Raw genomic sequence first — 13,626 nt, 5'->3', positions numbered from 1 at the left:
AATAGCTCAATCTTATCTGTACTAAAATAAATGGATGTATATGTAAAATCTATGTCTATAAATAGTAGTTTAAAGTTAACTTACTGTAACATAAGCATGTATGTTGCTAAGGCATCAGTAAAGTACCCTTGTAATAGGCGATTTTTTTACCACTTATGTTTCATCAAAGATGTGTAAGAAAAACGAAGTTTTAAAAATTTTCTGACATATACCTTTTAAGAAATTAAAAGGAGTATTTTATGTCAGAAAATGTAATTAGAGATGAACTTATAGAACTTCTTTATCAAAAAAATGATGAGTAAAGAATTGTCTACATGAGGATAAAAAGCAGAAAGCATACAGTTAAATTTATAGAGCTTGAAAAACTTCAATATTATAACAGAAAAAATATTTATATTTCAGTTGCTGAAAGATTCCCTTCATTTTATAACACAACAAACAAAGCAATTATTGATTTAGATACTATAAAGCGTGTTTCTTACATTGTTGTTGACCTAGATTACTGCAGATCTTCTGAATGGAGCCATGAAAAAGCAGAGCAAGTTTATACCGCATTAAAAACATTTAATGTCTTTGATGATGTACTTTGTCCTCATATAGTCCTTAATTCAGGTAGAGGATTACATTTATTCTATTTAATTGAACCTATGTATTTCTATAAAAATAAAACTAGAAAAGAACAGCAAATAAGTTTATACCAAGATTGTGCGATGTATCTAAAAGAAAATTTATATGAAAAAATATCTGAATTAAAAAATGCAGATGTATATGCATTAAAAAATGTTGATTTAGATAAAAATGTTGGATCAAATGTACTGCAAATAATAAGATTACCTTTATCCTATAACAAATCAGCTTTAGCAAAAGGTACATGTATAAGTATTAAATATTTTCCTAGATATAATCTTGGTTTGTGGATAAATGAATTAAAGCCAGAAAAAAATGTAAATGAAAATAATTATATCTATAAAACAAGCATTGAAAAACTAAGTTTAAAAAGAATTGCTGATGATAAAACACTAATTAAAATTAGAAAAGAAAATGATACACTTGTAGGCAGTAGAGACAAAATAATGATTCAGGCTGCTTGGACAATTCTTAATGGAAATTTATCTAAAGATATTTTATATGAAATTGGCAGTTTAATAGGTGGAATCTTCGAAAAGGAAAGTTATATAGAATCAAAGTGGAATAGTGCTCAAAAAAATGTAGCTCCTAAATATAAGAAATTAACAAACAAAAAAATAATGGAATGGTTAGATATTTCAGAAGAAGAAAGTCAGTTTATGTCGTGCTTAAAACCTTATACTAAAAAAGAGATTATAGTTAATCAAAAAAGAGAAGAAAAAGAAAAACTTATTTTAAAAGTCAAAGAATATTACCTTGAAAATAGTAATATATCTGAAACTGCTATAAAATTTAAATTATCAAGGAATACTGTTATAAAATACATTAATTTTGATGTAAATAAAGATTAGATACTAGAAAAATGTTAGCCCATAGTCACATTGTTCTATGGGCTAAAGTAGCTTTACTATAATCTTACAACATTTTCTCTGAAATCTTTAATTATTTGATTTAACACACTGGAAATAGCATTAATTTCATACTTAGATAAGTTGTAATCATGCTTTTGAGATGCTTTATTTGTATACTTTTCATATATTACAAATAATCTCCCAATTTCATATAATTTTACTTCCAGCCTTCTGTTACTCAATTCAAGTTTGTAACAGTTTATTTGGAAATAAAGGTCCTCGTCTTTTTTCTTAAAGAATTTAAAACTTTTTGTTTTGTTGTTTTCCTCACATACCTCCAGTAATTCTAGCATCTTTTTTAGAATCAAAAAATTTCTTTTTTCAAATTCATTCATCTTTAATTCCTCCTAATTTATTAAATTTGAACATCTTTTTTGATGTCATTATTTATATGTCAGAAACTTTTTTAGATAATAAAAATAGAGGTATGAATTATAATAAAATATTCTAATTAAAATTATTTATCTTTTTAATGACTCTAGATAAGATAAATTATAAGCATTATATGATTTTTCTTTATTTGCTAACTGTTATCATTTTTAATATTCCTAAATCAAAAGAGATTTTTAAAAAACTTTATTTACTGCAAAAAAGAATACCCTTATGAAAGAGTATTCTCTTAATAAAGAGAAGTTTTCTGAACTTGTTTTATATCAAAAGAACTATAATAGCTATATGGATAAGGAAGTAGAGAGATAAAATCTACTTCTTTTATTCCTTAAATTTTAACTAACTCTGAATATTCTACAATATTTTCTTTTCCAAAAACATCCTGTAAATATTCAACAAAATCTTTTTCAACGGGGATGGTTATCATAATAGCCAATCTTTTCTTAGCTCGAGAGCATCCAACATAAAAAAGATTTCTATTTCTAATAAAAGATTCTAATTGTTTACCAGATAACTCATTTTCCTTCTTATACAAGATGTTTTCAAATCTATAATTGTTCCAACCTTTACCCATTACCATAAATACATTTTCGTATTCTGCACCCTTAACCCCATGGTTTGTTGCATATATTGAGTTTTCATTAAAAAAAGTTAATGCATTAATAACCTCACTGTACTTAACTTGGTACAATCTATTAATTTTGGGGTCCGCCTCTCCTTTCTCATATGAAATAAAATTAGATAGTATCTTGTCTGAAATAGGTATTAGTTTACTTTCATAAGCACATTTAAGTACATCATATATTTGTTTTTTTCTTGATACATCTAAACCTTTGTAAAGTTTTTTCCATTCAAGTTTTTTCCCTCTTGCTTCTAAAGGTTGACGATTAGTCCCTAATATTTCAAATAGTAAAGAAGCATTGTTCTCACTAAGTGAATAATAAATTGGTTCTAAGTAATTGTTAAAAAAATTAACATGAGGATCAGTTTGCTCTTTTAAACCATTTTCTAAAACTTCTAACAAATTGCTATACTCTTGTTGTTTAGATAACATCTTATGAGTCAACATAAATATTTTTGTTGTCTCTTCCTTAGCTCCCCACCCACGTTTTTTTAATTCTGCAAATACATTAAGAATATAATCATGTAGAATCAAATCTGGAAGTTCGTCTTTATAATATCCTTTTGGAATACGTGGTCCTAAGTAATTATTTGTCAGGATAACTAATACTTCTCCATCATTTTCATTAATAGCAGATATTTGTGGTAATTCTGGTCTGATATTATTAAGTACTTCTACTATTATCTCCTGAGAACGGAAGTTAGATTTTTTCTTTATCTCCACAATATTTTCACTTTTAATTTCACCACAGACCTTATCAAGTGAATATATGGTTTGCCAATAATCACCAAATAGACCAAACTGTGGTCCTTTATTTTGATTTATAAAGAATTCTAAAAATTTCTCCATAATTATTCTTGATGAATCCTGATATTCATCAATTAGAATTAGTGAGTATTTCTGGCTTAATAATTTTCTAAATTTAATTTTATTTAAAAATAATGCAAATATTTCTATAACATCATCATGGTGTAAATACATAATAGAATCTTCAATATGACGTGTTCCTAATGTATAATTTACTTTATTTATAGATTCTATTTCTTCTTGAGAGAAACAGTTAAATAACTCCAGTGAATTCAATGAAACTATCAAATCTTTCTGAAATCTTTTTATAGCTTCCCAAGCAAAGGCGTGAATTGTACAAGGGATTATTGCACTAGAAGTTGATATTCTTTCTTTTATTTCGTCTACAGCAACATTCGTATAGGTTATACATGCTACTGCCTTGTCATATGAACTAGCATTTTCTTCTAACCAATTAATAACATTTAATAAAGAGTGTGTTTTACCTGAACCTGCCCCAGCTTCTACACAAAAACTTCTTTTTGATTTCAGAACTTCTATAATTTCCCTATCGATACTATCTGCTATTTTTTTTGCTTTTTCATAATTACTTATTTGTTTCATTTAGTCTTTTCCACCCCCAAATTATTAGCAGTGTTTTTTTGAGAGCTTAGCCATACTAGACCTTTTGAAATATATGAAGGGATAGTGTAATTAGAGAAGTCTTTATTAAAAAGCAGATTAAATGCAAAATCTGTTTTGCTCTCCTTATTAGAATCAAACTCAATTTCACTAACATTCTCTTCAATCCCATATAATTCTCGATTCACGTTCATAATTGCCTCTTCAAAACTTCGTGGGTGAATATCATTCTCACGTTCTTGACAAGCTAACCTTAAATTGCAATCTATTAATTCATCTTCATTTTCTAACATATCTGTTATTTTATTAATTAACACTTTGTCTTTCTTATTTAAATCAAATTTATTTCTATACCATCTGTTTATTGTTCCATTAGAACTTCTTTTGGCTTCTGCCCTTCTACAAGCTTTGCCATTTTTATCAACAAAATCTATGTCTGTAATTATTAATGTGGGGATTTCAATAAAGTTTAAAAAGTCAAAAAACTTAAAAGCATACGCACCACCAACTTCAATAATTGTATAATACTGTGATTGTAAAGAAGGATTTTCATTTCCATACTTATCTAAATCAAAGCATTTAATTATCATGTCCTTAATAAGCAATCTCTCCGATGTACCTTCAACTAATATCGCTTTATCACAAAAATACAAATCACAATGATTTAACTTGATATATTGTTGCAGAAATTCAATAGTTGTTCTTCTTTCAGAAGGATCTTCATCTTTTAACTTAAAAGTATCTAAATTTTTACATACAACATTATGAGAACCTTTTTTAAAATATCTTATTTGTGAAAAAGGTACTGTATTTGCAATATGAGAAGAATGTGTTGTGATAATTATTTGTATCGGAACTTTACTATTTTCTACTTTAAGAAAGCTTTCTATATATTCTATAAAAGTTGCTTGTAATTGTGGATGCATATGTGCCTCTGGCTCCTCAATAAACAATAGATGAATCCTTAAATCCCCTTGTTTTAAAGAACGCAAATAATCTTGTAGAATCAAAGAAATTTTTATTAAATTTTTATATCCCAAACCGTTATATGTGTCAGGCAATTCTTCAATATTATCATGGCTCCTATAATTCAATTTTGTTCCAGATATGATACTATTTTCTATATCCAGATCAGTGTAAGCTTTTAACAACAAATCCTCGTCTGATGGGTATCCAAACTGTAACATTGAATCAACAATTGAATCCATATGGACACTAATATCATTCTGCAAATTATATTTAGTCAAATTAATAGTTTTCTTCAAGCTTAATATTGCAGGCTGTATAGAACTTTCTGCTTCTGAAATCTCTGTGTTAAACAGTGAATTTAAAACTCTTCCTAATGGATTTAATTGAGGTTCTTCATTTGATTCTCCTAAATTACGTTCAGCTGTTATTTTCCTTAAATTGAAAAGTCCCTTCAAATTTTCATAACTTTTTAACTGAAAATCATCTTCATTTGTTGGATTTATAGCATAAATTTTTAACTCAAATAGTCGATGAAATTCTCTTTTTATAATTTGTTGTAATATTTGCAAATTATCATCAGATCCAATATTTGTAATTAAATTCTCATACTGTTCCTTTAAATCTAATAATACTGTCTCTATATTAGAAACCGATTCATAAATACATTTAATTTTAGCTACAGTAATCGTCTCGTCTAAATCAATAATAAAATTTGAAAGTTCTCCCAGCGAATCATTTTCATTTCTATCACTATATTCAATCTCTAAAAGAAACTGAGTAAGTTCAACTTTTAATTTTAACTCCTCTACAGATATTTCTTTATTGAAATATCCTTTAATCTGACTATATAGGTTAGCTCTACAGCTCAATGGATAATCATCAAATCTCAATCTTTTAACGCAATTAGTAATGAGGTCAAACACATTCATCACAGTTGTTTTACCAGTATTATTCTTCCCTACAAAAATTGTTTTTGTTTGACTTAATGAAATCTTAGTGTGCTTCAATAGTCTAAAATTTTTTATAATAATATTCTTTATATACATTCAACTAGCCCTCAACTTTATATATTTCTTCTAGATTTGTGCATAGATAAAAACGAGTTCTTTATATCTGCATATATACTGGACAATCCATAGCAGTCTAATACATACTTATCAAAAGCAATTCTGTCTTCCTTATTTAATTCTTGTTCATAATCATAAATTTCTCTTTCAAGAATTGGAGAAAACAATTCTTTAATTTTTTGTTTTTGACATTCATTAAGATTATTTGGATTGAGTATATACATTGAAGCTATACTATCTTTATTAATATCTAAAACTCCCAATCCCCTTCCAAAACCTAAAGCCTCAATGTAATAAATAGATAATATTGAATTTAATAAAGCATGCAATAGCTCACGATCCATATTCAAATCCTGAACTCTTAATCCAATTAACCTCTGATTTATGAAGCTTTTTTCTTCAAATTTTCCAAAGAAGAGCCTTTTATCAGGATTCATCATAGTAAAGAAATCAGCCAGCTCACTTGTTTCAATCTCATACCAATGTAAATTTCTTCTACTCAAGACTTCTGGAAGTGGCTTCCCTACTCCATTTACTTCATTTTCAAACTTCTCAATCCAAGCTAAAGCACCGAAATTATTGTTTTCACGCAATTCTTCTTTGCTTCTAGAACAACAAAAAACATCATCCTGTGCTTCCGTTTGTAAGAAATTCACATTTCTTGCATTCTTCAATACCTTTTTAATATATATTTCTTCTATATCATGGTTACCTTGTGGATAAAATAATTGATCCCATCCACGTCGACTTCCTCTAAAGATATCAAAAAAATCAGTAATAGGTCTCAAATATTCCCTTGTATTAATCAACCATTTATTATCGTGAAAAAGAGAATTAAGAGATACATTCAAATCAAGAATACTATCAATTTCAGAAAGACTGTAAGTTGTTTTTTTAGCTAATTCGTCTTTGGGTTCAATTTTAAGTATAGAGCTTTGAATGATGTTATCTTTATATTCAACAGTAGTACTCAATTCTTTTAAATTTTTATTCCAAATAAAAAAACTAGTCTCATAATCTTCTTTTGATGATGCAATCTCTCTCTTCTCTAAAACTAATATTATGGTTATTACATCAGCGTTATTAAACCATTTTTTATTCCCGCTAATATGCAACTGGTCTATTTTGTAATATTCTTTTAGGGCACTATAAAATATTTTCCCACTTGCTGTTCCCAACCATGCATTGGATGTAATTAGTCCTAATCTTCCATTATCATCTAGCAAATCATGTACAGCAAAAGGAATATAGGTATAAATATCTCCTCTTTTACTTAAAACAATATTTGTTTCATATTTTACCTTTTCAATTATTTTTTCTATTAATCTCTTGTCTTCATCATCTAATCGCTCAAAAGCAATAAAAGGTAAATTAGAGCAGATAGTTCCCATTTTAGGAAGCTGATATTTAATAATTTCACCATTAGATGGATTAGTGATATTGATCTCATCATTTGCTTTTAAATCTAACGCATTTCTATTAAATACCATTAGTGGTCTGTTCATGGTTTCTACTGAAGATAAAGCTATTGTGGCTAATTGCAGAGGAAAATTATCTTTATCTGATGCCCAAGTAGAACTCAAAGTATTTTCAATGCTCATCTTTTCTGATTTCAAATCATAGCCAGCTCTTGCAATTGTTCCTGTACCACAGCAACAATCAATAAAATCTTTTTCAGCATTCAACATAGTTATGCTACATAAAATATCAGCTAATATTTTCGGAGTAGTGAATTGACCTCTAATCAGTCGCTTTGATGATGCAACTGAATTCTCCAAAATATCTTGAATTTGATTTTGATCTATTTTGTCAATTTTTATTGATTTCAAAAGATTGTTGTATTCTATAATTTGATTCCAAGTATTTAAATCAATGAGCTCACTATACTCAATTTTGCAAAATATATTATAAAAGTCACACCTTTCAGTAATTTCTTCAAATACTTCAACAACTGAATTTATGTCTTCATTTCCTGAAATAGAATCAACTAGTCTGGCTGATGATTGGTAACCTTTAATAAGATGAGCAAACAAAAATTTGTTTAACCAATTTAAAATAAGCATTTTACCATACGCAATAAACGAGTCTTGTTCATCATTAACATATTCAAGACTTGCTTTTTCCCACCAGTGCATAATATATGCTTCTATAACTCTATTGCTATTAGATTCTTTTCTTAAAACATTTCCTAAGCTTTCCTTATTATTTTCTATAATATTTGCCATTAATGAATCCGTAACAACCCTATCTATTTTCTGTCCACAAATATGACCAGTCACTAAAAATTCATTTACCTGTAATATTACATCTTTTAAAGTTTGCTCCCAGTCATCTTGATATTCAATAACATCGGACCTCGATATTATATGACTATTTTCATTCCAAGCTTTTTTTATAAACCAATTCCCTGCTTCGTCATTAACATATAAAACTGCAGAAGTGAAATTCCAAATCAAAGTACTATTCAAACCTAGGTTACGAGCTTTTCTTTGTGCATCTTTTATAAATACTTCATCTGTAATCAAAGTATCAGGCATTTTTAATTCCCAGCCTTGTAAAAACATTGTTTGATTTGAATCACCATATAGTATCAAATCTGGAAACATACGTTCTGTACCAGTAGAAATTGTAGATTCACCACCTGCATTTTTTATTAAAAAGTCATGATTATCAACAAATTTATTAATCAAAGAGATTAAATTTATAGCCCAGCTTCTTTCATTTGCATTAATTTTTATTTGACTCACGTTTTATAAACTCCTTTATTAGATTTTCTTCACATACATACTCTTTGTATTCATCAGATAAATTATCCCAAGACTCTTTTAATCGTTTAGTTGCTATTTCTATTAAATCGTATTTATATTTTTTAAACTGATGAGTTTCCTCATTCACTTCAATCCCTACAAAATTTCTACCTTCTTCTAAAGCAGACACTAAAAAACTGCCACTTCCAAAAGTATTATCTAAAACTAAATCACCTTTATTTGTATATGTTCTAACCAAATACTTTCCTAACTTTACTGGTTTTTGTGTTGGATGATAAACTTTACCTTCACTCTCAGCTGTTTTAAAATAAACTAAATCGACGGGATATCTTTCTCCATTACTTTTAACTCGAACTGGCTCAAAGTCTCCATAAGAACCACTTAACTGATCTTTTCTTAGCCCTTTATCGTATGATTCTCCATTCATCATTTGAGGATTATAGGCTGGTTGTTTTTTATAAAACACACAAACTTCTTCAAATTTTCTCAACGGTTGTTTTTTTGCATTTAAAAAATTTGTTGCCTTAGACTTTATCCAAATCCATTTGTATTTAAAATCGTCTATATTACTTAACATTAATTTTGACGTAAATAATCCATGAGAAGTTAACACAATTGCTCCATTTTCTTTAACAATACGTCTATACTCTTCCCATAACTTATCTAATGGAATTATTGAATCCCATTTATTTTGTGTTGTACCATATGGTAGATCACATAGAATCATATCAATAGAATTATCAGGGAAATGTTTCATTATTTCTATGCAGTCTCCTTCAAACAATCTATTTGTTATATCTTTCTTTGAAAATTCCATTTAAAATTAAACTCCCTTAATATACTTTATTTTTAACTCTCTCCACAATATCGTACAAATCCTTTCTAACACCGATAACTAATGCCCTAGTCCTTGATGAATTTAAGCGATAATTTTTAAAACTAATTACTCGCTTAGAAATTAAATAATTATTTGAAAGTTTTCTTTCTATAATTTCACCTATTGGAAGAATAGTTCCATCTTTTAAAGTGCAGCCTGTTTTCCAAAATGCAGCAACATTTTCAAAAATAAAAAATCTGGGATTAATATTTTTAACAATCTCTACGCTTTCAACTATCAAACTATTTCTTTGTAAATCGCTCTTGTTTTTCTTGTGATTAGCTACACTCATTCCTTGGTAAGGAAGAGTTGCAATAATAACATCAATGTAATCATTACTAAGTTTTTCCCATTTTTTTATTTCATTTGAAATTTTATTTTTAGTTTCCTGTTTCTGAATATCTTCACTTATATATCCACTATCAAATTTACATTTTTTATTTATTCTCTGAATTTCTAAACGTCTATCAATAATTTCATTAGTTGCTACGCATTCAAATCCCTCTTATTTAAATCCATAGCAACCAACTCCTGCTGATGAAAATAATGAAATATAGGTAAGAGTATTACTAATCATTTATTTTAACTCCATTTTTATATTCAATAATATCTCCAATATCACATTGAAAATACTCACAAATCTTCCCTAATGTTTCTAAACTTACATTTTCATCTCTTCCCATCTTGGCTATTGTCTTGGGTGTAGTTGCTATTGCACATTGTAAGTCTGTTTTTTTCATATTTTTATCTATTAATAACTTCCATAATTTATTATATGAAAACCCCATATCATTCTCCAATTCTATATTTTACCTTTCTAAATGTATAGATTAACTACCTAATTATAGCATATAAAGTGGATCCCCTTCAATAATATGATTTACTGCGTTAAAATAAGTAAAAAATAAAACCTCAGAATCTAATCTGAGGCATTATTTTTCTTAAATCATTCCAAAATACTCTAAAGCATTTTCTATTGCTTTTTCTTTTTCTTCTGGACAATTTGGTACTCTTTGATTTTCTTTCTTGCTAATATTGTAGTTTTCTCTTTCTATTAGACCGTGTTTCCTTTTTACTTGTGCAATATATAGGCTTGAAACTTTTAACCAGTATTTACCTAACACATATTTTTTAATTTCTCCATAAGTTGCCTCTTTTGAAAAGTCAATTTCAGATAATTCATCTTCCCCTATTTCTATATCTAAATGATGTTCTGTGTTTAGTTTGGACAATAGAGCTACCGTCTCCACATGCGTTGTCTTTTGCTTGGGAACATAATTTTTTATCCTCGTCATTCTTGTAGGAACACAATTTATTAATGTCATTGTCTTTGGCATTTTTTCTTTTATCTTTAAAGTTATTAGAATCTTGACTATCTTTAACTCCTGTTTTGAAATAGAATTTCAGGTCATATGGATGAATTGTTCCGTCTTTGTCAATTCTGCCCACCACGACTTTATCAACTATGCTTTCAAATACTGTTCTGTTAAATTCCTCTATAATTTCTCTATTCTCTAAGGCCTTTTTAAATTGCTTTAATCTTTCTTTAATAGAGTTTTCATCTTTTATCGTTAGTTCCAGTGTTTTCTTTTCATCAAGTAATTCTTCTTTTTGCTTTGTAAGTTTTTTATACTTTTTAGCATAAACTTCTTCGTCTATACTATCTTCTAAATGAAGATCGACTAACTTTCTTTCTTGACTAATGACTCTATTTAATTGGTTTTCTATCTTCTTCAAATCTTTGACTAAAGTATTATCATTTATTTCTTCTTCTACAATTTTTAAAAAGTCATCTATTACTGTTGAATCTGCATGGCATAATTGCCTATAGCTTTCAACAAAAGCTTTTTCTATTGCTGCTTCTTGTATTCCTTTTGAATGAGGGCAATATTTTTTACCTTTTTTAGTTGACCTTACACATTGCCAGTTAATTTTTTTATAAATTGAATTGGTGTGCCAGGTTCTTCTTGAAAGTATTTCACCACAAAATCCACATTCCAGCATACTTGAAAAAGCGTATTGTCTTGATAGTTTTTCTCTTTTTCTATCCTTATTAGCAATGGTGTTTCTATTTTGTGCTCTCCTGAGTCTAATCTCCTGTGCCTTTTCAAAATCTTCTCTTGATATAATTGGCTCGTGATGATTTTCAATGTCATATTTGTCAGATTCTCCAAAATTTGCTAGTCTTCTTTTAGTTATGGGATCAACTGTGAAGGTCTTTCCCATTAGTATATCTCCAATATACTTTTCATTTTTAATTATTCCTAACACTGTAGTGTCAGACCATTTCGTTTTACCTCTAGGAGTGAAATATCCTTGTTCTTCTAATTCCCTGCCAATGACTGAACCACCATTACCCTCTAAATATCTTTTAAAGATGTATCTGACAATTTTGGCTTCTTCTTCATTTATAGAGATACTTTTTGTTGTAGGGTCATAATCGTATCCAAGGCAACCTTGAAAACCAATAAGTTCCCCTTTTTCCATTTTCATTTTTAGTCCTTTTTTCACATGGGCTGAGGTATTTTCTACTTCTTGTTGAGCTACTGAACTTAATATTGTTAATAGTAACTCTCCATCCATTGTCAAAGTATCTATATTCTCTTCTTCAAATACTACACCAACATTATTTTCCTTTAGAAGCCTTACATATTTCAAAGTATCTAATGTGTTTCTGGCAAATCTTGATATAGATTTAGTAATTATCATGTCTATATCTCCATTTTGGCAATCACTAATTAGTCTCATGAAATCTGCTCTTTTAGTAGCAGTTGTTCCTGTTGTTGCTTCATCTGCATATATACCAGCCAGAGTCCAGTTCTTATTATTTTTTATTAGATTTGTGTAATAATCAACTTGCGATTTATATGATTCAAGTTGGTCTTTACTATCAGTGCTAACTCGACAATATGCTGCAACTCGTTTTAAATCTAAATGTAGCGCATTTCTATTTCTTGCTCCTGTATTTGAAGCTTTTATTACTTTTACTTTAGTATTCATTTTACCTCCTTCCCATTTTGTATCTTTCTACAGTGTTATTATATCACAAGATTAATTAATTTCTTTCCATATTCTTATAATCATTTTCTATTCTATTTTTTATTTTTGTATATTCCTTATCATTAATTAATTTAAGATCATAAAGTCTACATAACATAGCAACTCTCATGCTATAAATCTTTATTGCTTGCATTTTAACCTCCTATGTAAGTTATTTTTTTACCTTGATAAGTGAATTAAATTTGAAAAATTCTAATCTCACCTAAGCAACTTCAAGAATCTTCACACTTCAAAGTATTTGGATTTTTATAAAAAGATGATAAAACACCCCTCACTTTATAAAGTGAAATTTGCCCTCTTTGGTAACCAAAATTTTTATTTTTTTATAGTATTTTTGAGTTTTAATAATTAATTTGATCATAAAAAGAGGACTTATGATATTAGGCATAAATCCTCTTTTCTAAATTTTACTGTTTAAAGACTTTAATATTTCTTCCTATCAATTATTTAATTTCCATGATTCTGCCTTAGCTTTTGCATTTATAAGGTCAGAATAAAGTCCATTATTTTTAATCAGTTCTTCGTGATTTCCACGTTCTACTATCTCTCCATCTTTTAAGACTAAAATCTGGTCAGCATTTCTAATTGTCTTTAACCTATGAGCAATCATTATTACTGTCTTATTTTTTGTTAATGATTCTATTGCTTCTTTAAGCTTATCTTCATTTTCTGGATCTATGCTCGCTGTGGCTTCATCAAAGATTATGATGTCCGCGTCTTTTAGCATGGCTCTGGCTATGGAGATTCTTTGTTTTTCTCCACCAGATAGGCTTGCTCCACCTTCCCCGATAATAGTATTATATCCATCTGGGAGATTTTCTATAAATTCGTGACACCTTGCTTTTTTAGCAGCTTGAACTACTTCTTCATGGCTCGCATTTTGTTTTCCAAATTTTATATTGTTTTC

The 13,626-nt window shown here is 28.3% G+C and carries 11 protein-coding genes and 2 pseudogenes; 2 read left to right on the top strand and 11 right to left on the bottom strand.

Going from position 1 to position 13,626, the window contains the following annotated elements; all coding sequences use genetic code 11:
- The first annotated feature begins 314 nt into the window (after positions 1–314).
- The gene (locus tag HMPREF2782_RS03305; RefSeq protein WP_070640841.1) at positions 315–1,478 is read left to right on the top strand and encodes a hypothetical protein; all 1,164 of its coding nucleotides are present in this window, start codon (positions 315–317) and stop codon (positions 1,476–1,478) included.
- 56 nt (positions 1,479–1,534) lie between these two features.
- On the opposite strand, the gene HMPREF2782_RS03300 is transcribed toward HMPREF2782_RS03305, so the two are convergent.
- Complete coding sequence (locus HMPREF2782_RS03300; protein ID WP_036755870.1) at positions 1,535–1,873, bottom strand: hypothetical protein; 339 nt, start codon at positions 1,871–1,873, stop codon at positions 1,535–1,537.
- A gap of 253 nt (positions 1,874–2,126) precedes the next feature.
- Here HMPREF2782_RS03300 and HMPREF2782_RS09750 point away from each other — a divergent pair.
- A pseudogene (locus HMPREF2782_RS09750) lies at positions 2,127–2,237 on the top strand (relaxase); the annotation flags it as partial.
- A 19-nt stretch (positions 2,238–2,256) separates the two neighbouring features.
- Here HMPREF2782_RS09750 and HMPREF2782_RS03295 read toward each other — a convergent pair.
- The 10 genes and pseudogenes from HMPREF2782_RS03295 to HMPREF2782_RS03255 form a co-directional block, all read right to left on the bottom strand.
- The gene (locus HMPREF2782_RS03295; RefSeq protein WP_036755862.1) at positions 2,257–3,960 is read right to left on the bottom strand and encodes a UvrD-helicase domain-containing protein; all 1,704 of its coding nucleotides are present in this window, start codon (positions 3,958–3,960) and stop codon (positions 2,257–2,259) included.
- On the bottom strand, positions 3,957–5,993 hold the full coding sequence (locus HMPREF2782_RS03290; protein WP_070640840.1) for an ATP-dependent nuclease: 2,037 nt from the start codon (positions 5,991–5,993) through the stop codon (positions 3,957–3,959). The genes HMPREF2782_RS03295 and HMPREF2782_RS03290 overlap by 4 nt, the downstream gene beginning before the upstream one ends.
- A 17-nt stretch (positions 5,994–6,010) precedes the next feature.
- Entirely contained in the window at positions 6,011–8,761 is a 2,751-nt protein-coding gene (locus HMPREF2782_RS03285; protein WP_070640837.1) for an N-6 DNA methylase, read from the bottom strand.
- Positions 8,742–9,599, bottom strand: coding sequence for a DNA-methyltransferase (locus tag HMPREF2782_RS03280; RefSeq protein ID WP_036755857.1), 858 nt, complete (start codon positions 9,597–9,599; stop codon positions 8,742–8,744). Before HMPREF2782_RS03280 ends, HMPREF2782_RS03285 begins: the two co-directional genes overlap by 20 nt.
- A 16-nt stretch (positions 9,600–9,615) precedes the next feature.
- A pseudogene (locus HMPREF2782_RS09295) lies at positions 9,616–10,149 on the bottom strand (DNA cytosine methyltransferase); the annotation flags it as partial.
- 79 nt (positions 10,150–10,228) lie between these two features.
- A complete protein-coding gene (locus HMPREF2782_RS03270; protein WP_036755855.1) occupies positions 10,229–10,447 on the bottom strand; it encodes a helix-turn-helix domain-containing protein in 219 nt (72 codons plus the stop codon).
- 153 nt (positions 10,448–10,600) lie between these two features.
- Entirely contained in the window at positions 10,601–10,891 is a 291-nt protein-coding gene (locus HMPREF2782_RS03265) for an RNA methyltransferase (protein WP_070640834.1), read from the bottom strand.
- Positions 10,839–12,659 (bottom strand): recombinase family protein, encoded by a 1,821-nt coding sequence (locus HMPREF2782_RS03260; RefSeq protein ID WP_070640832.1) that lies wholly within the window; start codon positions 12,657–12,659, stop codon positions 10,839–10,841. Before HMPREF2782_RS03260 ends, HMPREF2782_RS03265 begins: the two co-directional genes overlap by 53 nt.
- A 55-nt stretch (positions 12,660–12,714) precedes the next feature.
- Positions 12,715–12,852, bottom strand: coding sequence for a hypothetical protein (locus HMPREF2782_RS09485; RefSeq protein ID WP_180362995.1), 138 nt, complete (start codon positions 12,850–12,852; stop codon positions 12,715–12,717).
- 306 nt (positions 12,853–13,158) lie between these two features.
- Positions 13,159–13,626: ATP-binding cassette domain-containing protein (locus HMPREF2782_RS03255; RefSeq protein ID WP_148130022.1), on the bottom strand; the 468-nt coding region annotated here is incomplete at its 5' end.

This window comes from Anaerococcus sp. HMSC068A02 (assembly GCF_001811125.1).
GTDB lineage: Bacteria > Bacillota > Clostridia > Tissierellales > Peptoniphilaceae > Anaerococcus > Anaerococcus vaginalis_C.
Note: the sequence above shows the minus strand (reverse complement) of the source record. Positions and strands in the feature narration are given on the sequence as shown.

Bases quoted from the DNA above. Each gene is read 5' to 3' on its own strand.
- HMPREF2782_RS03305 (WP_070640841.1), top strand. From the start codon at position 315: ATGAGGATAAAAAGCAGAAAGCATACAGTTAAATTTATAGAGCTTGAA.
- HMPREF2782_RS03300 (WP_036755870.1), bottom strand. From the start codon at position 1,873: ATGAATGAATTTGAAAAAAGAAATTTTTTGATTCTAAAAAAGATGCTA.
- HMPREF2782_RS03295 (WP_036755862.1), bottom strand. From the start codon at position 3,960: ATGAAACAAATAAGTAATTATGAAAAAGCAAAAAAAATAGCAGATAGT.
- HMPREF2782_RS03290 (WP_070640840.1), bottom strand. From the start codon at position 5,993: ATGTATATAAAGAATATTATTATAAAAAATTTTAGACTATTGAAGCAC.
- HMPREF2782_RS03280 (WP_036755857.1), bottom strand. From the start codon at position 9,599: ATGGAATTTTCAAAGAAAGATATAACAAATAGATTGTTTGAAGGAGAC.
- HMPREF2782_RS03270 (WP_036755855.1), bottom strand. From the start codon at position 10,447: ATGGGGTTTTCATATAATAAATTATGGAAGTTATTAATAGATAAAAAT.
- HMPREF2782_RS03260 (WP_070640832.1), bottom strand. From the start codon at position 12,659: ATGAATACTAAAGTAAAAGTAATAAAAGCTTCAAATACAGGAGCAAGA.
- HMPREF2782_RS09485 (WP_180362995.1), bottom strand. From the start codon at position 12,852: ATGCAAGCAATAAAGATTTATAGCATGAGAGTTGCTATGTTATGTAGA.